Raw genomic sequence first — 19,394 nt, forward strand, 5'->3', positions numbered from 1 at the left:
AACGGCCGACCACCATCATGAAGCTCTCGATGCCACGCATCGGTCGACTTCACGATGGAGCAAACCATGACGACGCTCTTGCTGCTGCTCAACGGCTCGTTGATGGCCGGCATCTACGCCTTGGCCAAGGCCGGCACCGCTTCTGCGCTCGGGGTGCTGGCCTGGCAGCTTCTCTTCGCCACCACCGCCCTCACCGCCGTGGCCAGCTGGCGCGGCGAGCGGGCGGCTTTGACCCGCGCGAACCTCCGCTATGCCGCCATCGCCGGCATGCTGGGCATGACCGGCCCGAGCCTGGTGACCTTCTGCGCCCTGGCCCGCGTGCCGGCGGGGTTCATCGGCGTGATCGGCGCGCTGGCGCCGATGTTCACCTACGCACTGGCACTGGCGCTGCGCATCGAAGCGCTGCGCACGCTGCGCGCCGCGGGCATCGTGCTCGGCCTGGCCGGCGTGCTTGGCCTGCTGCTCCCCGCGGGCAGCCTGCCTGGCGATGGGTCGTGGCCGTGGGCGCTCGCGGCCGTGGCGAGCCCCCTGCTCCTGGCCGCAGGCAACCTGTTCCGTTCGCTGGCGTGGCCGGTGGGGCTTGCCCCGCTCGGCGCGGCGAGCCTGATGCTCGCCGTGCAGGCGCTCGTGGTCGTGCCGCTGGCGATCGCGCTGGGGCACTTCCAGTGGCCGCTTCCCGTCGGCGCACCGGCCGACGTGATGCTGCTGGGCGGTGGGCTGCTGACAACGATCTTCTACCTCGGCGCCTTCGAACTGCAGCGCCGCGGCGGCCCCGTGATCGTCGCCCAGCTCGGATACGTGATCACCGCGGCGTCGCTGCTGCTCGGCGCGGCCGTGTTCGGCGAACGCTATCCCGTCACGGCCTGGCTGGCCATTGCGGCGGTGCTCGGCGGGCTGTCTCTGGTCAACCGCGCGCAGCCAAGCCCTTCAACCCCCCACGCCCTGCAACCCTCGGATCGTCGATCATGAAACACACGAACTTCCTCCACCGTCTCGCCAGCCTCGCCGTGCTGTCGGCCAGCCTCACCGCCGCAGCATTAGCCGCACCGGTACCCGATGCCGACGGCTACATCGCACTCCACTACAGCGACGGCACGCCCGCATCCGTCGGCCTCGACGCCGTCAATGCGCGGCTGCGGACTGTCGGCGTGCGCGTGAGCGAAGTGGCGATCCCGGCCGCCGCGAAGCCGCTGCTGCAAGCCTCGCGCACCCGCGCCCTCAACACAGAGCAGGCGTCGGCACTGCTCGGGCACTTTGCGCTCGGGCGCAAGGAACTGGTGCAAGAGATCTCGCGTGCCGGCCGTGCCCCGGAAATGCCCCGTGGCGGTCATCTGCAGACCTCCGAACCCGGCGTCGCGCCCTATCCGAAGGTCTACGACATGAAGGCGCTCGACCAGCCGACCACGGCGTTCATCCAGCGCAAGTTCGGGCGCTTGCACGTCAACAGTTCCGAAGCCGGTGTCGGCATCGACGAGGTGATGACCATCGTCTCCGGCGGGCCCTACACATGGTTCTTCGTGTTTCCGAATGACGTGGTGGGCAAGCTGCGCTTCGGTCGCGTCGGCGATCGAGGCGTCGCCTGGCGCATCAGCTACCCGGGCCTCGTGCCGCACGGCGGCTTCTTCGACGCCCCGGACGGACTCGTGGTGGCCTACGCGCATGGGCCCGCATCCTTCGTGATGCGCTACGACGACCCGAGCGTCGACGGCGCCGCGACCCTCGGCGACAACCCCTGGATCGACTTCACCTCGGAGCGCCCGCGGCTGCTGTCGGCGCCCCGCGCAACGACCAAGCCGCATTGAGGCCGAATGAAAAAAGGGGCGCCCGACCTCGGCGCCCCGAACAGGGTTCCCCCAAACGGAACGCTCAGAACGGAGAGGCGGGCTCGTAGTACTTGGCCGCGTTGTCCTTCGTGATCAGCACCGACGGGATGATCGTGGTGGCCGGCATGGTGGTGCCCTTGGCGCGCGCTTCCGCCGTGAGCTTCATGGCGTCGGCAATCATGCTCGGCGAGTAGGTCACGTTGGCGGAGACGATCTTGTCGCCATCCATCACCTTCTTGATGTACTCCTTGGAGCCGGCTCCGCCCAGCACCAGCTTGATGTCGGTTCGCTTGGCCTGCTCGATGGCCTTCTGCACGCCTACGGCCATGTCGTCGTCGGACGCCCACACCGCGTCGATCTGCTTGAAGCGCGTCAGGTAGTCCTGCATCACCTTGAAGGCATCGTCGCGGTTCCAGTTGCCGTGCTTGGCATCGAGCACCTTGATGTCGGGGTACGAGGCCTTGAGCACCGCGTTGAAGGCGTCGACGCGCTGGTTGTCGATGACGGTCGGAATGCCGCGCAGCACCACCACGTTGCCCTTGCCGCCGAGCGCCTTGCCCATGTACTCGGCCGCCACCTTGCCGAAGCCCGGGTTGTCGCCGGCCACATAAGCGCTTTGCGCGCTGGCGTCGGTGAGGCCGCGGTCGACCACGGTCACGAAGACGCCCTTGCTCTTCACCTGCGCCACCGGCTTGGTCAGCGGTGCCGATTCGAAGGGCAGGATCACCAGCGTGTCGATCTTGTTGGCGGTGTGGAGGTCCTGCACCTGGTTGGCCTGCTCGGTGGCCGAGCCGGCCGTCTTCACGATCACCGTCATGCCGGGGTACTGCTTCTCCAGCTCGGCCTTGGTGCGGTTGGCCCAATACACGACGCCGCCGGTCCAGCCGTGCGTCGCGGCCGGGATCGACACGCCCATCGTGACCTTGTTCTGCGCCATCGCGGCAGCGCCGGCCACGAGGGCGGCGAGAGCGATGGCGGTGCGGATGGCGAATCTTCTGTTGTTCATGCTTGTCTCCTCGTCTTGAGGTCTGTGGGTGGAAAAACGTCAGCGTCGCGCGCGCTGCATGAACGCCACGACGATGATCACGAAGCCCTGCACCGCCGCGTTGAGGTACACGCTGATGATGCTGGTGAGGTTGAGGATGTTGCTGATGACCGAGAGCAGCACTGCGCCGATCACCGTGCCGGTGATGCTGCCCGCGCCGCCCTTGAGCGCCGTGCCGCCGACGATCACCGCGGCAATGGCTTCGAGCTCCCACAAGAGGCCGGTGGTCGGCGAGGCCGAGCCGAGGCGTGGCACATACAGCAAGGTGGCGATGCCCACGCACACGCCGAGCAGCACGTAGGTGATGACCTTGATGCGGTCGACGTCGACCGCCGCATAGCGCGCGACCTGCTCGTTGGAGCCGATCGCCTGCACGTAGCGCCCATAGGCCGTGCGGTTCAGGATGAGCCCTCCGGCCACCGCGGCCACGAGGAACACCCAGACCGGGATCGGCACACCCAGGAGGCTCGCGTAGTACACCGGGCTGTAGACGTCGGACAGCGCGTTGTCGAGCGTGATCGCCCCGCCGTTGGCGAAGTAGGTGAGGTAGGCGCGGAAGATGCCGAGCGTGCCGAGCGTCACGATGAAGGGCTCGATGCGGCCCTTGGTGATGAGCAGCCCGTGCGCGAGGCCGAACACGGCCCCCAGCAGCACCGCGAAGACCATGCCGAGCACCACCACCAGCAGCGGCGAGCCCACGGTGGCCGCCATGGCGTTCATCGCGAGGATCACCGAGCCGGCGATGAGCGCGGCCATCGAGCCCACCGACAGGTCGATGCCGCCCGAGATGATGACGAAGCACATGCCCACGGCAATGATGCCGATGAAGGCTGTGCGCGTGAGCAGGTTCATCGCGTTGTCGAAGCTCGCGAAGTCGCTGTTGAGCAGCGTGCCGGCGATGCACAGCAGCACCAGGCCCAGCAAGGGGCCCATGCTCCGCAGCCGCCCGTCGCGGCGCAGCCAGGCCTGCAGGCGCGCGCCGGGGCTCGCGCCGTCCGCCGCCGTGTGGGTGGAGACGGCCACGCTCGAATCAGTGGGTGCCGGTGGCATGTGCGATCAGTTCCTCTTCGGTCAGGTGGTCGGCGGCCAAGGTGGCCTGCAGGTGGCCTGCGCGCATCACCGCGACGCGGTGGCACAGGCCGATGAGTTCCATCAGCTCGGACGAGATCACGACCACTGCGCGCCCTTCGTCCGCCAGCTTCTGGATCAGGAAATAGATCTCGCGCTTGGCACCCACGTCCACCCCACGGGTGGGCTCATCGAGCACCACCACGCGCGGGTCGGGCTGCAGCACCTTGGCGATGGCGAGCTTCTGCTGGTTGCCACCCGAGAGCGCCGAGGCCCGGCTCTGCGGGTTGCCGCGAATGCCGAAGTCGGCGATGGCCTTCTTGAGCGCGGCCTGCTCCGACGCGCTGTCGAGCAGCGGCTTTGCATGGCTCGCCAGGTTCATGAGCGTGAGGTTCTGGTAGAGCGGAAACGCGACGTGCAGCCCTTTGCCCTTGCGGTCTTCGCTCAGGTAGGCCACGCCATGTTGCAAGGCCTCGCGCGGGTTGCGAAAGCGCACCGCACGGCCCTCGATCTCCACCTCGCCCGCCGACACGGGACGAAGCCCCAGCAACCCTTCGAAGAGCTCGGTGCGCCCCGCACCCACGAGGCCGGCGAAGCCGAGGATCTCGCCCGGGCGCACCTCGAAGCTCACGCCCTGCGCCCAGCCCGGCACGCTGAGGCCCTGCACCCGCAGCAGCGGCTCGCCTTGTGGAGCCGCTCGGCGCTCGGGGAACATGTCGGACAGTTCGCGCCCGACCATGAGGTTCGCCATGCGCTGGCGCGACAGGCCGGCGGTCGGCTCGCGCGCCACCAGGCGGCCGTCGCGCATGACCAGCACCTCGTCGGTGATGCGCTCCACTTCATCGAGCTTGTGCGAGATGTAGAGGATGGTCACGCCCGACGCCTTGAGCTGCGCAATGAGCGCAAAGAGGCTCTGCGTCTCGCTCGGCGTGAGCGTGGCGGTGGGCTCGTCCATCACCAGCAGCCGCGCCTGCCGCGCGAGCGCCTTGGCGATCTCGACCAGCTGCTTCTCGGCCACGATCAAGTCACCCACGCGGCGCCCCGGGTCGACCTGCAGGCCCACTTGCTCGAGCACCCGGCGCGAGGCTTCGCGCATCGCGGCGTCGTCGAGCCAGAGCCCGCGGCGCAGCTCACGGCCGAGGAAGATGTTCTGTGCGATGGTCAGGTCGTCGGCGAGGTTGAACTCCTGGTGGATGAGCACCACACCGGCGCTCTCGGCATCGCGCGAGCCGGCAAAGCGGCAGGGCTTGCCGTCGATGAAGAGCTCGCCGCCGCTGGCCGCCTCGTACCCAGAGAGGATCTTCATCAGCGTCGACTTGCCGGCGCCGTTTTCCCCCAGCAGGCCGTACACCCGCCCGGGTTGCAGCTCGAAGCTCACCCCGTGCAACACGCGCACCGGGCCGAAGTCCTTGGTGATCTCGGCGAATCGGACGTGGAGGCTCATGCTGCGGCGTCTTCCATCACAGGGCGAGCTGCGCGTCGACCCAGCGGCCGTCGGCGCGGCTCGACTCGACCACGGCCTCGATGAATTTCATGCCCCGCGCACCGTCTTCGACGCTCGGCACCAGGCAGGCCCGCGGGTCGGGCGCACGGCCTTCCCAGCGCGCGTGGATCTGCTCGGCCACGTCGCGGTAAAGCTGCGCAAAGCCTTCGAGGTAGCCCTCGGGGTGCCCCGAGGGGATCCGCGAGGCGTATTGGGCCGCGGCGCCCGCCGCGCTGCCGCCGCGGGTGATGAGGCGCGGCGTCTGGCCGAGCGGCGTGAACCAGAGGTGGTTGGGCTGCTCCTGGCAGAAGTCGAGGCCGGCCTTGCTGCCGTAGACCCGCACCCGCAGCGCGTTCTCGTTGCCCGGCGCCACCTGGCTGCACCACAGCATGCCGCGCGCGCCGCTGGTGTAGCGCAGCATCACATGGGCGTTGTCGTCGAGCCGACGCCCTTCCACGAAGCTCTGCAGATCGGCGCTCACCGCCTTCAGCGTGAGGCCCGAGATGAAGCGGCCCAGGTGCTCGGCATGGGTGCCGATGTCGCCGAGCGAGCCGCCGGCGCCAGCTTGTGCCGGGTCGACGCGCCACGCCGCCTGCTTTTGCCCCGTGGCTTCGAGGCCGGTGCTCAGCCAGTCTTGCGGGTACTCGGCGTGCACGAGGCGGATCTCGCCCAGCTCGCCCGCCTGCACCATCTCGCGGGCCTGCCGCACCATCGGGTAGCCGCTGTAGTTGTGCGTGAGCGCGAAGAGCCGCCCGCTGCGCTTCACGCGCTGCACCAGATCCATCGCCTCGGCGAGCGTGGTGGTCACCGGCTTGTCGCAGATCACGTCGATGCCGGCGTCGAGGAAAGCGCGGGCGATCGGCGCATGCAGGTGGTTGGGCGTGACGATGGCCACCGCGTCGATGCCGTCTTCACGCTCGGCCTCTCGCTGCGCCATCTCGCGGTAGTCGGTGTAGCTGCGGTCGGGGGCCACGTGCAGCTCGGCGGCGCTCGCGCGAGCCCGATCCGGCTGCGACGAGAGCGCACCGGCCACGAACTCATAGCGGTCGTCGAGGCGGGCGGCCATGCGGTGCACGCCGCCGATGAAGGCGCCCTGCCCGCCTCCCACCATGCCGAGGCGAATGCGCCGCGGCGTCGCGCCCTGGGCGCGAGATGCTTCGATGGTCATCGCGCGTCCTCTCAGGCCAGGCCCAGGATCTTGCGGTTCTTGGCCTGGTCGACGCCGCTCGCCGCGAAGTCGTCGAAGGCACGGTCGGCCACGCGGATGATGTGATCGGCGATGAAGGTGGCGCCTTCACGCGCGCCGTCTTCCGGGTGCTTGAGGCAGCACTCCCATTCGAGCACCGCCCAGCCGGGGAAGTCATACGCCGCCATCTTCGAGAAGATGGCCGGGAAGTTGACCTGCCCGTCACCCAGCGAGCGGAAGCGCCCGGCCCGGTTGACCCACGACTGGAAACCGCCGTACACGCCCTGGCGGCCGGTCGGGTTGAACTCGGCGTCCTTCACGTGAAAGATCTTGATGCGGTCGTGATAGAGGTCGATGTACTCGAGGTAGTCGAGCTGCTGCAGCACGAAGTGGCTCGGGTCGTAGAGCAGGCAGGCGCGCTTGTGCTGGTTCACGCGGTCGAGAAACATCTCGTAGGTCACGCCGTCGTGCAGGTCTTCGCCAGGGTGGATCTCGTAGCAGACATCGACGCCGCTCGCGTCGAACGCATCGAGGATCGGGCGCCAGCGCTTGGCCAGCTCGTCGAACGCGCCCTCGATCAAGCCCGCCGGCCGCGGCGGCCATGAGTACAGGTAGGGCCAGGCGAGCGCGCCGGAGAAGGTGGCATGCGCCGTGAGCCCCAGGTTCTCGGACGCCTTGGCTGCATAGAGCATCTGTTGCACGGCCCACTGCTGGCGCCGGGCCGGGTTGCCCCGCACCTCGGGTGCGGCAAAGCCGTCGAAGCCCTCGTCGTAGGCGGGGTGCACCGCCACGAGCTGGCCCTGCAGGTGGGTCGAGAGTTCCGTGATCTCGAGCCCGTGCCGCGCGAGCGTGCCTTTCACCTCTTGGCAATAGGTCTTGCTCTCGGCGGCCTTCTGCAAATCGAAAAGGCGACCGTCCCAGCTCGGCATCTGCACGCCCTTGTAGCCGAGGCCGGAAGCCCACGCCGCGATGGCGTCGAGCGAATTGAACGGCGCCTGGTCGCCCGCGAACTGCGCCAGGAAGATGGCGGGGCCCTTGATCGTCTTCATGCCTTGTCTCCTTCTGTCGGCGAACCTTGTGCCTCGTTCGCTCGGGGTCGGATGATCGCGCCGCAGATCGGCGGAGTCAACATCTGGTCTGACCAGTTGACACCCAAGCCGCCGCTTCCTAAGCTCGGGCCGGCTCGGTTTCAGCCCGGGCGAACCAGTAAAGTCCTCCTTCATGCCGAGGTGGCGCAGCCATGCGCGCCTGGCCCGAAGGAGACACCATGCACATTGCGGCCCACAACTGGATGCGCGCCGAACCCATTCGACGAACCATGGAGCGCCTGCGCGCACACGGCATCGACGCCCTCGAGATCGCGGGCGAGCCCGAGCAATACGACACCCGAGAGGTGCGCGCGCTGCTGAAGGAACACGGGCTCACCTGCTGGGGCGCCGTGACGCTCACGCTCGGCGAACGCAACCTCGCCGCACGCGACGCGGCGCGCCGCGAAGCCACCGTCGACTACATGAAGCGCGTCGTCACGATGGTCAAGGAGCTCGACGGCGAGATCGTCTCGCTCGTGCCGCTCACGGTAGGCAAGGTGGTGCCCGAAGCCTCGGCGGAGGACGAGTGGCGCTGGGTGGTCGAAGGCGTGAAGGCCGTGCACGAGCATGCGCGCCGCGAAGGCGTGCGCATCGCCATCGAGCCGCTCAACCGCTTCGAGACCTACCTCATCAACCGCACCGACCAGGCCCTCGCGCTCGCCGACGCCGTGGCACCCGACTGCGGCGTGTGCCTCGACGTCTTCCACATGAACATCGAGGAAGCCGACCTGCACGCCGCCTTCCGCCAGGCCAAAGGGCGCATCTACGACGTGCACCTCGCCGACAGCAACCGCTTCGCGCTCGGCATGGGCCACCTCGATTTCCGCGCCATCCTCGACACGCTGCGCGAGGTCGACTACACCGGTGCGCTGTCGCTGGAGTTCGTCGCCACGCTCGACCGCACGCCGGCCAATCCCTACGGCGCGCAGGCCGAGACGAGGCCGGTCGACATCTCGCCCGAGCAGAAGCAGTTCCTCATCGACCACGGTTCCAACCTGCTGTCGGACGAGTTCTACACCTCGCTCTTCACCCGCTCGATGGACGTGCTGCGCCCGCTGGTCGCGCCCCGCTGATTACCTGCCTGCCATGCTCTTCGGAAAACTCTTCCACACCGGCCTGCGCACCGCCGACCTCGCCTCGAGCGTGCGCTTCTACACCGACGTGCTGGGCATGGTGCAGGTGCCTCGACCGCCGTTCGACTTCCCCGGCGCGTGGCTGGCACCGGCCCAGGCCGGGGCCGAGGCCACCATCCATCTCTACGCGGGAGACGCTGCGCGCGAGCCCGATGGTTCGGTGCTCACCGGCTCGGGCGCCATCGACCATCTCTCGATCGTCTGCGGCGGCTACAGCGCCTTCCGCGCGCAGTTCGAGCGCTTCGGCCTGCCCTACCGCGAGAACCTCGTGCCTGGCACGCCGCTGTGGCAGCTCTTCGTCTACGACCCCAATGGCGTGCAACTGGAGCTGACCTTCCACGCCGCCGCCGAGCGCGAGCCGGTGCCGGTGATCTCACCCGAGCGTCTCTACAAGCCGCGCGAGCGCTGGTTCGAGCCGGCGGCCTACCGGCAGTTCTCCACCCCATCCAAGGACGACCATGGAAGGCCTTGAACAGACCGCCCGACTGCTGCACATGATCCGCGAGCGCGGATTCAAGCCCGGCGACAAGCTGCCCTCGGAGCGCGACCTGGCCGAAGAGTTCAACATGAGCCGCAGCGCCTTGCGCGAAGGGCTCATCCGCCTCGACACGCTGCGCATCATCGAGTGCCGCCCGAAGTCGGGCATCTACCTGCAGCCCTACGGCGCCGAGCGCAGCATCGAGGCGATGGTGCTCTTCGCCGAGACCAACACGCCGCTCTCGGCGGCCGAGGTGGCGCAGTCGGTCGAGCTGCGCAGCGTGCTCGAAACCGAAGCGCTGCGCCTGGCCTGCATGCGCCGCACGCAAGACGACCTCGACCGCATGCAGGCGCTGCTGGCCGAGAGCGAAGCCATCATCGAGCGCGGCGAGAGCCTGGCCGACCTTGACGCCGAGTTCCACAAGGCCATCGTCGCCGCCACCAAGAACGATGTGCTGCTGCGCTTCATCAACGTCTTCTATCGCATGTCGCGCCAGCGCCGCGAGATCTACTTCGACACGCCCACACAGAGCAAACGTTCGCACGCGCAGCACCTGGCGCTGTACCGCGCCATCGAGCGGCAGGACGCCGAAGCCGGCCTGCGCATCCTGCGGCGCCACCTGAAGGGCGTCGACACGTACTTCCGCATGTTCTTCTCCGAAGGCCCGGGCCAGGGCGGCAACGGGCACGACACCGAGGCCGTCGCCCCGGCCAAGGCCAGTGGCCGGCCGGCGAAACCGAAACGAGCCCTGGCCGCAGCGGCCACGGCGCGGCGTTGAGCACCGCCTTGCCGCGCGTTCTGCTCACGAACGCGATCCACCCCGAGGCGCACGCGAGGCTCTCCCGCTCGGCCGAGGTCGTCGTCGCGCCCGACACGGCGGCAGCCACGCTGCGCCACGCGGCCGCCGGCTGTGAGGTCGTGGTGGTGCGCGCCCAACTGCCCGACGACATCTTCGAGGCGGCGCCCTCGCTCATCGGCGCGGTGCGCCACGGCACGGGGATCGACATGATCCCGCTCGACGCCGCCACCGCACGCGGCGTGCTGGTCGCCAACGTGCCGGGCGTCAACGCCAACGCCGTGGCGGAACACGTGCTGCGCAGCATGCTCGCACTGGCGCGGCAGACGCCCCAGGTATCGGCAACGCTGAAGGATGCGGGCTGGGCGGCCGCTCGCGCCGCCGCCGAACGCGGGGTCGAGCTGCGCGGGCGCACGCTCGGTGTGGTGGGCTTCGGCCACGTGGGCCAGGCGGTGGCGCGGCTGGCGCACCTGGGCCTGTCGATGCGCGTGCTGGCACACAGCCGCTCGCCGCTTCGAGACGACACGCACGCGACGGCCGCCCACTCGCTCGACAACCTGCTCGCGCAAAGCGACGTGGTGGTGCTCGCCTGCCCGCTGACCGATCAGACGCGCGGCCTGCTGGGCGCCTCGCAGCTCGCGCGCATGCGCCCCGGCAGCTGGCTCGTCAACGTGGCGCGAGGCCCGGTCGTCGACGAAGCGGCGTTGATCGCCGCGTTGCGCTCCGGCCATGTGGCGGGCGCCGCGCTCGACGTCTTCGACACCCAGCCTCTGCTTGCCGGCCACGCGTTCTGGCAGATGCCGCATGTGATCGTGACCCCGCATGCCGCCGGCGTGTCGGAAGACAGCATGCGGGCGATGGGCCTCGGCGCCGTCGAGGCGGTGGAGCACCTGCTGCGGGGCGTTTGCCCGCCGACCTGCCGCAACCCGCAGACGCTGCCGGCATTCAAGCTGCGCTGCCAGCAACGCCGGGGCTGACGGGCAGCGTCACAAGCCTCGTGCAAGCGCCCGGGTGAGCGTGCCGGCATCCACGCCCTCGAGGTTGCCCACGCGCTGGCCCGACCACAGAGGCGTGAAGTCACCGATGCCGCGGGCCTCGGCCGCCGCACGCAGCGGTGCGATGGCGGCCGTGGCCGTCGGGAACTCGGGCGCATCGGGCGAGAGCGGCCCCACTTCGCGCATCACCCGGTTCACGATGCCGCGCGCCGGCCGGCCCGTGAAGAGGTTGGTGAGCGCGGTGTGGCGGGCCTGCGGGCTGCGCAGCGCCGCTCGGTGCAGCGCCGAGGTTTGCGCTTCGGGGCAGAGCATGTAGGCCGTGCCCACCTGCACCGCCGAGGCGCCGAGCGCCATCGCGGCCTTCACGGCATTGGCATCCGAGATGCCGCCCGCCGCGATCACCGGCACGCGCACGGCCTGCACGATCTGCGGCAGCAGCGTCATCAGGCCTTGCTGGCGCGTGAGGTCGTGGTCGAGGAAATGGCCCCGGTGACCACCGGCCTCCAGGCCCTGCGCGATCACAGCGTCGACACCGTGCTCCTGCAGCCACAGCGCCTCATCGACCGTGGTGGCCGACGAGAGGATGCGCGAGCCCCAGCTGCGCACACGCTTCATGAGCTCAGGCGCGGGCAGCCCGAAATGAAAGCTCACGATCGGCGGCTTGAAGGGCTCGATGAGGTCGGCGATCTCGCTGCTGAAAGGGTTGCGGCCGGCACCGGCGGGCACCTTGTCGATGTCGATGCCGTACTCGGCGTGGTAGGGCGCGAGGCGCGCGCGCCACCGGGCTTCACGCACGTTGTCGGGCGCGGGGTTGGTGTGGGCGAAGAAGTTGACGTTCCAGGTGCCGCCGTGCGCGGCCAGCGCCTTCAGCTCGTCTTGCAGCGCCTGTGGCGCGAGCATGGCCGCGGGCAACGAACCCACGCCACCCGCTTCGATCACCGCGATGGCCAGCCGGCTCGTCTGCACACCGGCCATCGGCGCCTGGATGATGGGCAGCTCGGTCTTGAGCAGGTCTTGGATGGGCATGGGTCGTGTTCCTCTGGGCGTCGTCAAGATGGGATGCGCTTCATCGTACCCCTGCCGTCACGACAGCGTCGGCGCAAAAGCCGAGCGCCGCTGACCGCGTGATGGCCCGCCGTCCTACAGCTTTCGCGCACCGGCCGCATCACCATGCCGGCCATGCCACCGCCCGAGATCGACCCACCGCAGCCCTCTCCTTCACGAGCGCCGCACGCCAGGCGATGGCATGCCGCCCGCATCGCCCTCTGGGCGGGCCTGGGAAGCGCGCTCCTGGCCGCCGCGGCCGGTGCCGCCTACCTCACCCACCTCGCGCGCAACGCCCCCGGCGTGCAGGACCTGCGCGAAGTCACCTCGGCGCGCCCTTCGGTGCTGCTCTCGGCCGATGGCGAGACGCTCGCCACCTTCAGCCGCGGGCCGTCGCAGCGCGTCACCGTCGACGAGGTGTCGCCGCACCTCATCCAGGCCCTGCTCGCCACCGAAGACCACCGCTTCCACGAGCACGGCGGTGTCGACTACAAGCGCCTCGTGGCGGCGCTCTACAACACCTGCATCGGCCGCACGCAAGGCGGCTCCACGCTCACGCAGCAGCTGGCGCGCAACCTCTTCCCCGAGGAGATCGGCCGCAGCCGCTCGCTGCACCGCAAGCTCAAGGAGCTGGTGACGGCCTTGCGCATCGAGCAGCATTACAGCAAGCGCGAAATCCTCGAGGCCTACCTCAACACTGCGCCATTCCTCTTCAATGCGGTGGGCGTGGAGATGGCCGCGCACACCTATTTCAACAAGCCCGCTTCGGAACTGAATGAAGTGGAAAGCGCCACGCTCGTGGGCATGCTCAAGGGCCCGCGCTACTACAACCCGGTGCTCAACCCCGAGCGCGCCCGCGAGCGACGCAACCTGGTGCTCGCGCAGATGCAAAAGCGCGGCTCGCTGGAAGCTGCACGCTTGCGGCAACTCGCCGCGCAGCCGCTGCGAGTGAGCCTCAACCGCTACGCCGACGCACCCGGCCCCGCGCCGCACTTCAGCGGCCATGCGCGCAAGTGGCTCCTGGCCTGGGCCGAGACCACCGGGCACGACCTGTACGCCGACGGCCTGGTGATCGAGAGCACGCTCGAGATGGACCTGCAGCGCGCCGCCGAGGAGGCCGTGGCCCGCCAGACCGAAGCCCTGCAGCAGATCGCCAACGTCGAGTGGAGCCAGGCCGAGCTGGTGGAGACCTCGCTCAACGGCGCGCGCCTGCCACGCCGCGCCGAGCCCTTCGGCTACTTCTGGAAGCAGCGCCCGGAGTTGCTGGCCGCCGCGGTGCGCGAAACGCCCGAGTTCCGCCGCGCGGTGGACGGCGGCGCCAGCGAAGCGCAGGCCGTGCGGGAACTGCTGTCCGACAAGGAATGGCTCTCGTCCCTCAAGGCCCGCAAGACGCGACTCGAAGCCGGTTTCGTGGCGATGGACCCGACCACCGGCGAGGTGAAGGCCTGGGTCGGCAGCCGAGACTTCGCACAAGACCAATACGACCACGTCGCACAGGCCGCGCGCCAGCCGGGCTCCACCTTCAAGCCGCTGGTCTATGGCGCCGCGCTCGAAGGCGGCATCCGCCCGCAGCGCGCCTACCTCGACCAGGCCGTCGAGATCCGCAGCAGCGATGGCAGCGTGTGGAAGCCCACCGACATGACGGCCCCGAGCGGCCTGCCCATGACGCTGCGCGACGGGCTCGTGCACTCGCGCAACATCGTCACCGCGCAGGTGATGCAGGACGTGGGCGTCGACCGCGTGGTGGCGTTGGCCAAGGCGTCCGGCGTGAACCAGAGCCGGCTCGACCCGGTGCCTTCGCTTGCGCTGGGCACGAGCCCGGTCACGCTCCTGGAGATGGTCAACGCCTACGCCACCATCGCGCACGAAGGCGTGCGGCGCGAGCCGCTCGTCATCAAGCGCATACGCGACCGCGAAGGCCGCGTCATCGCCGAGTTCGGCTCGTCACCACGGCGCGCGATGTCGCCCGACACCGCGGTCACGCTCGTCGACATGCTGCGCGGCGTGGTCACGCAAGGCACCGGCACCATGGTGCGCACGCGGTTCGGCATCACCCAGGCCGACGTGGCCGGCAAGACCGGCACCACGCAGAACAACACCGACGGCTGGTTCATCCTCATGCACCCGCGCCTGGTGGCCGGCGCGTGGGTCGGGTTCAACGACTCGCGCGTGGCGATGCGCAGCAACTACTGGGGCCAGGGCGGCCACAACGCCATCCTGCTGGTGGGCGACTTCTTCCGCGACGCGCTGCGTAGCGGTCTGGTCGACGCCCGCGCGCGCTTCGCGAGCCCGCAGACGCCGCAGGCCGTGATGGCCAGCTGGCCGGCCGTGGCCGACGAGCGTGAGGGCGCGTCCATCGCCCGGCTGGAAGTGCAGCCCGACACCAACCCCGACACCGCCCCGCCCGAAGATGCGCCGCCCAAGACCTCGCAGGAGCTCGATCAGCTCATCCAGACCATCGGGCGGCGCGAGGCGTGGTCGTCGTCAGGCTCGGCCGCCGGCGCGGCCATGTCGGTCACGCGCTGAACCGCTTCCTCACCAACGCACCATGAAAAAGGCCGGCATGATGCCGGCCTTTTCGTTGCAGTGCGACCGTCAAGCCGCCTTGTCGATGTCCCGCAGGCGCTTGATCTGATCGTGGTTGGCCTGCACGCCAAGCTGCTGGCGCGCGACGACCGCCCTCACCGACTCGGGCAGCGCTTCTTCCTTCAGTGCGGCGCGGTAGCGGGCAAGCGCAGCGTCTTCGCCTCGCTCGCACTCTTCGAGCATCGCGTGGTCGCTGTAGCCCGAGAGCGAGCCGCGCACCGCCACCCAGCCACGGTGCAGCGCGCCGGTGGCCGAACCGCCGGCGTCGGGCTTGCCGCCGTACTCGACCACCAGTGTCTGCAACTCGCCGGCGGCCGCGCGGCATTCCTCGGCGCGGCGCAGGAAGAGGTTGCGCAGGTCGCTCGACTTCACGTGCTTGGCGCACGCGGTGAAGCCGAGCTCGCCGTCTTTCGAGGTTTCGATCAGGTCGTTCAAGGTATCGACGATGTCATCGTGACTCATGGGCATTTCTCCTTTCAGTACTGCCAGAGGAGGCCCGCCACGAAGCGATTCGCCGCGGGCCCTAGTGCCCCTCCTCCACGGCCGTCTGGTTGGCCAAGGTGCCATCCGGCAAGGCTGCGTACTCCTTCAGCCGGTTGTAGAGGGTCTTCAGGCTGATGCCCAACGCTGCAGCGGTCTTTTCCTTGTGGTTGCCAAGGTGCTCCAGCGTTGCAAGCGTCACCCTGCGTTCGATCTCGGCAAGTGCTGTTCCGACCTGGATGGTCAGCGACGGCACCGCGGGCTTGTCCGACACGCCGGCGGCCTGTACAGGATCGCCCGGCAGGCAGGCGTCGTGGATCAGGGTGTCGGTGGCCATCACGTAGGCGCGGCACACCATGTTGCGAAGCTCACGCACGTTGCCGGGCCACTTGTAGGCCGACAGGCGTTGCAGCGCGGCGGGCGCGAACTGCTTGCGCTGACCTTCGCGCTTGGAGATCTGGTCGAGGAAGTGCTGCGCCAGCAGCGGAATGTCTTCCGCGCGCTCGCGCAGCGGCGAGAGTGCGATCGGGAAGACATTCAGGCGATAGAACAGGTCTTCACGCAGCTTGCCGGCCTTCACCGCATCCATCGGGTCGCGGTTGGTGGCGGCGACGAGGCGCACGTCGGTCTGCTGCACGGTCGTCGAGCCCACGCGCATGAAGGTGCCGGTCTCGAGCACGCGCAGGAGCTTCACCTGCAGGTCGAGCGGCATCTCGGTGATCTCGTCGAGGAAGAGCGTGCCACCGCTCGCGCGCTCGAAGAAGCCCTGGTGCTGGCGGTCGGCGCCGGTGAAGCTGCCCTTCTCGTGGCCGAAGATCTCGCTTTCGATCAGCTGCGGGGAAATGGCACCGCAATTGACGGCAAGAAAGGGTCGGGCGCGGCGGCGGCTGAGGTCGTGCACCGTGCGGGCCACGACCTCCTTGCCGGTGCCGCTCTCGCCGGTCACGAACACCGTGACGTTGGTGCAGGCCACACGCATCACCTGCTCGTACACACGGCGCATCACCGGCGAGCGGCCCCACAGGGCGCCGAAGTGGCCTTCCTTTTCCAGCTTGGCTTCGAGCTCCTGCGCTTCGTGCTGGAGCGGGCACGGCGCGCTGATGCGCGAAATCAGCTTCTGCAGCTGCTGGGGGGCGACGGGTTTGACCAGGTAGTCGGCCGCGCCGCGGCGCAGCGCCTGGATGGAGGTGTCGAGGCTCGCATGCCCGGTGACCAGCACCACTTCGGTCTGCGGCATGGAGCGGGTGTCTTCCAGCAGCTCGAGGCCGTTGCCATCGGGCAGCACGAGGTCGAGGAAGATCAGATCGGGCGGTTGCAGCGCGATCTGGCGGCGTGCGTCGCGAAGCGAGCCCGCCGTGGCGACGGTCATTCCTTCGGTGGCAACAAGCATGGCCAGGGTTTCGGCCGAATCGCTGTCGTCGTCAATAACCAGGACGTGTGGCATTCCGTTTGCTCCAGTACATCTGAATCGGTTGGAGAGGCAACCCGGTAGGGATTGCCGCGTGGTCTCCTTTGTCCGCGAAGCCAGTCTTGTGGCCTGGATCGCGGCGCTGTTGTCGTGACAGATATGCGTCGTGTCGAAGGCTTCATCTTGCCCAATGTGTGCAGAAAGCCGCGTCAGGGCGTGCCGATTTGCTTGTGGGAATCCGCTTACACGGCAACCACATCCGCTTTCAAAAAACGGAAAGATTTGCCGCCGATTTCACATGCCGGCATCTCCCCAATGACCCCATTTCACGGAGGCCTGCATGCCTGAACCCCGAGACAAACCCACCGTGCACAAGCAGCGCGACATCCAGCGCAGCCAGGACGAGCGCGACAAGGCCGCCAAACCCGAAGCGAAGCAGAAGGAATCGCAGCCCGTGCAGGCCGGCCTTCGCGAGCAGCCCGGCAAGCTGCCCGCGCAGCACCTCGAGAAGCCCGGGCTCGAAGCCGATCTCGAACTCAAGCCGCGTTTTCTCGCGCCCGACTACGAAGGCAGCCGCAAGCTGCAGGGCATGGCCGCACTCATCACCGGCGGCGACTCCGGCATCGGCCGTGCGGTGGCGGTGCTCTTTGCCCGCGAAGGCGCCGACGTGGCCATCGTCTACCTCGACGAGCACGAAGACGCCGAAGAGACCCAGCGCCACGTGGAGCACGAAGGCCGGCAGTGCGTGCTGATCCCGGGCGACGTGAAAGACCCCGCTTTTTGCCGCAAGGCGGTCGACCAAGCCGTGCAGGCCTTCGGCAAGCTCGACATCCTTGTCAACAACGCCGCCTTCCAGGAGCATGCAGCCTCGCTGGAAGACATCACCGACGAGCGCCTCGACGAAACCCTGCGCACCAACGTGCACGGCTACTTCAACATGGCCCGCGCCGCGCTGCCGCACCTGCGAGAAGGTGCCAGCATCATCAACACCGGCTCGGTGACGGGGCTCGAGGGCAGCCCGCAGCTGCTCGACTACTCGGCTACCAAGGGCGCGATCCACGCCTTCACCAAGTCGCTCGCGAGCAACCTCATCTCCAAGGGCATCCGCGTCAACGCGGTGGCGCCCGGCCCGGTATGGACGCCACTCAACCCGGCCGACAAGCCGGCAGAGAAGGTCGCCGAGTTCGGCAGCCAGACGCAGATGAAGCGCGCCGCGCAGCCCGAAGAGCTGTCACCGGCGTACGTGTTCCTCGCGTCGCCGGTGTGTGCAAGCTACATCACGGGCATCGTGCTGCCCATCACGGGCAGCGTCGGGGCCGAATAGCCGGCCCTCAGTCCGGCGCGCTGCTGCTGGCCTCGGCCTGCCGCAGCGCCGCCGCCGCTTCCTCGGCCGAGTATTCCTTCAGACGGTTGTAAAGCGTCTTCAGGCTGATGCCGAGCACGGCCGCGGCCTGCTCCTTGTGGTGGTTGTAGTAGCGCATGGTGGCGAGGATCAGCTGCCGCTCCGCCTCGGCCATCGAGGTGCCGATGCGGATGCGCAGCTCGTCGCCGCTCAGCGCCACCGACATCGCCTCGCGCTCGGGCCCGTTGACCGGCAACCACTCCTCGCCGATCACGCTGCCTTCGGTCATCACGTAGTTGCGCTGTACCACGTTGCGCAGCTCGCGCACGTTGCCCGGCCAGCGGTAACGCAGCAGCTTGGCCCGTGCGCCGGGCGAGAAGGTCTTCACCGCGCCTTCGCGGCTGCTCACCTCCGCCACGAAATGCTCGGCGAGCAGCTCCACATCGCCACCCCGCTCACGCAGCGTGGGCAGCGCGATCGGAAACACGTTGAGCCGGTAGAACAGGTCTTCACGCAGCTTGCCGGCCTTCACCGCCTCCATCGGGTCGCGGTTGGTGGCGGCGACCAGGCGCACGTCGGTCTCCTGCACGACGGTGGAGCCCACGCGCATGAAGGTGCCGGTCTCCAGCACGCGCAGGAGCTTCACCTGCAGCGCAAGCGGCATCTCGGTCACTTCGTCGAGGAAGAGCGTGCCGCCGTTGGCGCGCTCGAAGAAGCCCTGGTGCTGGCGCTCGGCGCCGGTGAAGCTGCCCTTCTCGTGCCCGAAGATCTCGCTTTCGATGAGCTGCGGCGAGATCGCGCCGCAGTTCACCGCAAGAAACGGGGCGTTGCGCCGCCGGCTCAGGTCGTGCAGCGTGCGCGCGACGAGTTCCTTGCCGGTGCCGCTCTCGCCGGTGATGAGCACGGTGACCGCCGTGCCGCTCACGCGCGCGATCTGCTCGTAGATGCGCTGCATCGGCGTGGAGCGGCCCCACAGGTGGCCGAAGCGGCCGCTGCGCTTCCACTCGTCGGTGAGGCCCTGCAGCTCGGCTTCGAGCGCCTTGGGTTGGATGATGCGCGAGAGGATGCCCTCGAGCTGGCGCGCGGTCACGGGCTTGATGAGGTAGTCGGCCGCGCCCAGGCGCAGCGCTTCGATCGAGGTCTCGAGCGAGGCATGGCCGGTGATGAGCACGACCTGCGTGTTGGCGATGGATTGCGGGTCGTCGAAGAGCGAGAGGCCGCTGCCATCGGGCAGTTGCAGGTCGAGCAGCACGAGCTCAGGTGGGTCGAGCGCGATGTGGCGCCGGGCCTCACGCAGGCTCTGCGCCGTGGCCACCGTGAAACCCGCCTCCGCCACCAGCGCCGCCATCATGCGAGCCGCATCCACATCGTCTTCCACCACCAGCACGCGACTCATTCAGTCTCCGACTTCATTCGATTCCACCCGACTCTAGGCGGCT

General features: G+C 68.7%; 17 protein-coding genes. 8 read left to right on the top strand and 9 right to left on the bottom strand.

The window, feature by feature from the left end; genetic code table 11:
• The first annotated feature begins 66 nt into the window (after positions 1-66).
• On the top strand, positions 67-969 hold the full coding sequence (locus RXV79_RS14385) for a DMT family transporter (protein ID WP_316698420.1): 903 nt from the start codon (positions 67-69) through the stop codon (positions 967-969).
• Positions 966-1,802, top strand: coding sequence for a hypothetical protein (locus tag RXV79_RS14390; RefSeq protein WP_316698422.1), 837 nt, complete (start codon positions 966-968; stop codon positions 1,800-1,802). The genes RXV79_RS14385 and RXV79_RS14390 overlap by 4 nt, the downstream gene beginning before the upstream one ends.
• A 64-nt stretch (positions 1,803-1,866) precedes the next feature.
• On the opposite strand, the gene RXV79_RS14395 is transcribed toward RXV79_RS14390, so the two are convergent.
• Genes RXV79_RS14395 through RXV79_RS14415 form a run of 5 tightly spaced genes read right to left on the bottom strand, consistent with a single transcriptional unit; the run spans position 1,867 to position 7,654 of the window.
• Positions 1,867-2,829, bottom strand: coding sequence for an ABC transporter substrate-binding protein (locus RXV79_RS14395; RefSeq protein WP_316698425.1), 963 nt, complete (start codon positions 2,827-2,829; stop codon positions 1,867-1,869).
• A gap of 39 nt (positions 2,830-2,868) precedes the next feature.
• Positions 2,869-3,918, bottom strand: coding sequence for an ABC transporter permease (locus RXV79_RS14400; RefSeq protein ID WP_316698428.1), 1,050 nt, complete (start codon positions 3,916-3,918; stop codon positions 2,869-2,871).
• A complete protein-coding gene (locus tag RXV79_RS14405) occupies positions 3,899-5,380 on the bottom strand; it encodes a sugar ABC transporter ATP-binding protein (RefSeq protein ID WP_316698430.1) in 1,482 nt (493 codons plus the stop codon). Before RXV79_RS14405 ends, RXV79_RS14400 begins: the two co-directional genes overlap by 20 nt.
• Before the next feature lie 16 nt (positions 5,381-5,396).
• The gene (locus RXV79_RS14410) at positions 5,397-6,587 is read right to left on the bottom strand and encodes a Gfo/Idh/MocA family protein (RefSeq protein WP_316698431.1); all 1,191 of its coding nucleotides are present in this window, start codon (positions 6,585-6,587) and stop codon (positions 5,397-5,399) included.
• Between the two features lie 11 nt (positions 6,588-6,598).
• Positions 6,599-7,654, bottom strand: a complete 1,056-nt coding sequence (locus RXV79_RS14415; protein ID WP_316698432.1) for a sugar phosphate isomerase/epimerase family protein — start codon at positions 7,652-7,654, stop codon at positions 6,599-6,601.
• Between the two features lie 218 nt (positions 7,655-7,872).
• Between RXV79_RS14415 and RXV79_RS14420 the strand changes: the two genes are divergently transcribed.
• Genes RXV79_RS14420 through RXV79_RS14435 form a run of 4 tightly spaced genes read left to right on the top strand, consistent with a single transcriptional unit; the run spans position 7,873 to position 11,077 of the window.
• Entirely contained in the window at positions 7,873-8,766 is an 894-nt protein-coding gene (locus RXV79_RS14420; protein ID WP_316698433.1) for a sugar phosphate isomerase/epimerase family protein, read from the top strand.
• A gap of 13 nt (positions 8,767-8,779) precedes the next feature.
• Positions 8,780-9,298: a VOC family protein gene (locus RXV79_RS14425; RefSeq protein WP_316698435.1), complete on the top strand. Its 519-nt coding sequence runs from the start codon at positions 8,780-8,782 to the stop codon at positions 9,296-9,298.
• The gene (locus RXV79_RS14430) at positions 9,285-10,082 is read left to right on the top strand and encodes a FadR/GntR family transcriptional regulator (protein WP_316698437.1); all 798 of its coding nucleotides are present in this window, start codon (positions 9,285-9,287) and stop codon (positions 10,080-10,082) included. The genes RXV79_RS14425 and RXV79_RS14430 overlap by 14 nt, the downstream gene beginning before the upstream one ends.
• 8 nt (positions 10,083-10,090) lie before the next feature.
• Positions 10,091-11,077, top strand: a complete 987-nt coding sequence (locus tag RXV79_RS14435) for a hydroxyacid dehydrogenase (protein ID WP_316698438.1) — start codon at positions 10,091-10,093, stop codon at positions 11,075-11,077.
• Positions 11,078-11,086: 9 nt separating this feature from the next.
• On the opposite strand, the gene RXV79_RS14440 is transcribed toward RXV79_RS14435, so the two are convergent.
• Complete coding sequence (locus RXV79_RS14440; RefSeq protein WP_316698440.1) at positions 11,087-12,121, bottom strand: NAD(P)H-dependent flavin oxidoreductase; 1,035 nt, start codon at positions 12,119-12,121, stop codon at positions 11,087-11,089.
• A gap of 153 nt (positions 12,122-12,274) precedes the next feature.
• On the opposite strand from RXV79_RS14440, the gene RXV79_RS14445 reads away from it, so the two are divergent.
• Positions 12,275-14,665: a penicillin-binding protein 1A gene (locus RXV79_RS14445; RefSeq protein WP_316698442.1), complete on the top strand. Its 2,391-nt coding sequence runs from the start codon at positions 12,275-12,277 to the stop codon at positions 14,663-14,665.
• A gap of 69 nt (positions 14,666-14,734) precedes the next feature.
• Here the strand turns inward: RXV79_RS14445 and RXV79_RS14450 are convergent, their stop codons facing one another.
• Together RXV79_RS14450 and RXV79_RS14455 are read right to left on the bottom strand one after the other, a co-directional pair.
• Positions 14,735-15,187, bottom strand: a complete 453-nt coding sequence (locus tag RXV79_RS14450; RefSeq protein ID WP_316698443.1) for a PA2169 family four-helix-bundle protein — start codon at positions 15,185-15,187, stop codon at positions 14,735-14,737.
• A 61-nt stretch (positions 15,188-15,248) separates the two neighbouring features.
• Entirely contained in the window at positions 15,249-16,649 is a 1,401-nt protein-coding gene (locus RXV79_RS14455) for a sigma-54-dependent transcriptional regulator (RefSeq protein WP_316698444.1), read from the bottom strand.
• A 304-nt stretch (positions 16,650-16,953) separates the two neighbouring features.
• On the opposite strand from RXV79_RS14455, the gene RXV79_RS14460 reads away from it, so the two are divergent.
• Entirely contained in the window at positions 16,954-17,937 is a 984-nt protein-coding gene (locus tag RXV79_RS14460; RefSeq protein WP_316698445.1) for an SDR family oxidoreductase, read from the top strand.
• 7 nt (positions 17,938-17,944) lie between these two features.
• Here the strand turns inward: RXV79_RS14460 and RXV79_RS14465 are convergent, their stop codons facing one another.
• Positions 17,945-19,351: a sigma-54-dependent transcriptional regulator gene (locus RXV79_RS14465; RefSeq protein WP_316698446.1), complete on the bottom strand. Its 1,407-nt coding sequence runs from the start codon at positions 19,349-19,351 to the stop codon at positions 17,945-17,947.
• Between the last annotated feature and the right edge of the window lie 43 nt (positions 19,352-19,394).

The sequence above is a fragment of the Piscinibacter gummiphilus genome (assembly GCF_032681285.1).
GTDB classification, from domain to species: Bacteria; Pseudomonadota; Gammaproteobacteria; order Burkholderiales; family Burkholderiaceae_C; genus Rhizobacter; species Rhizobacter gummiphilus_A.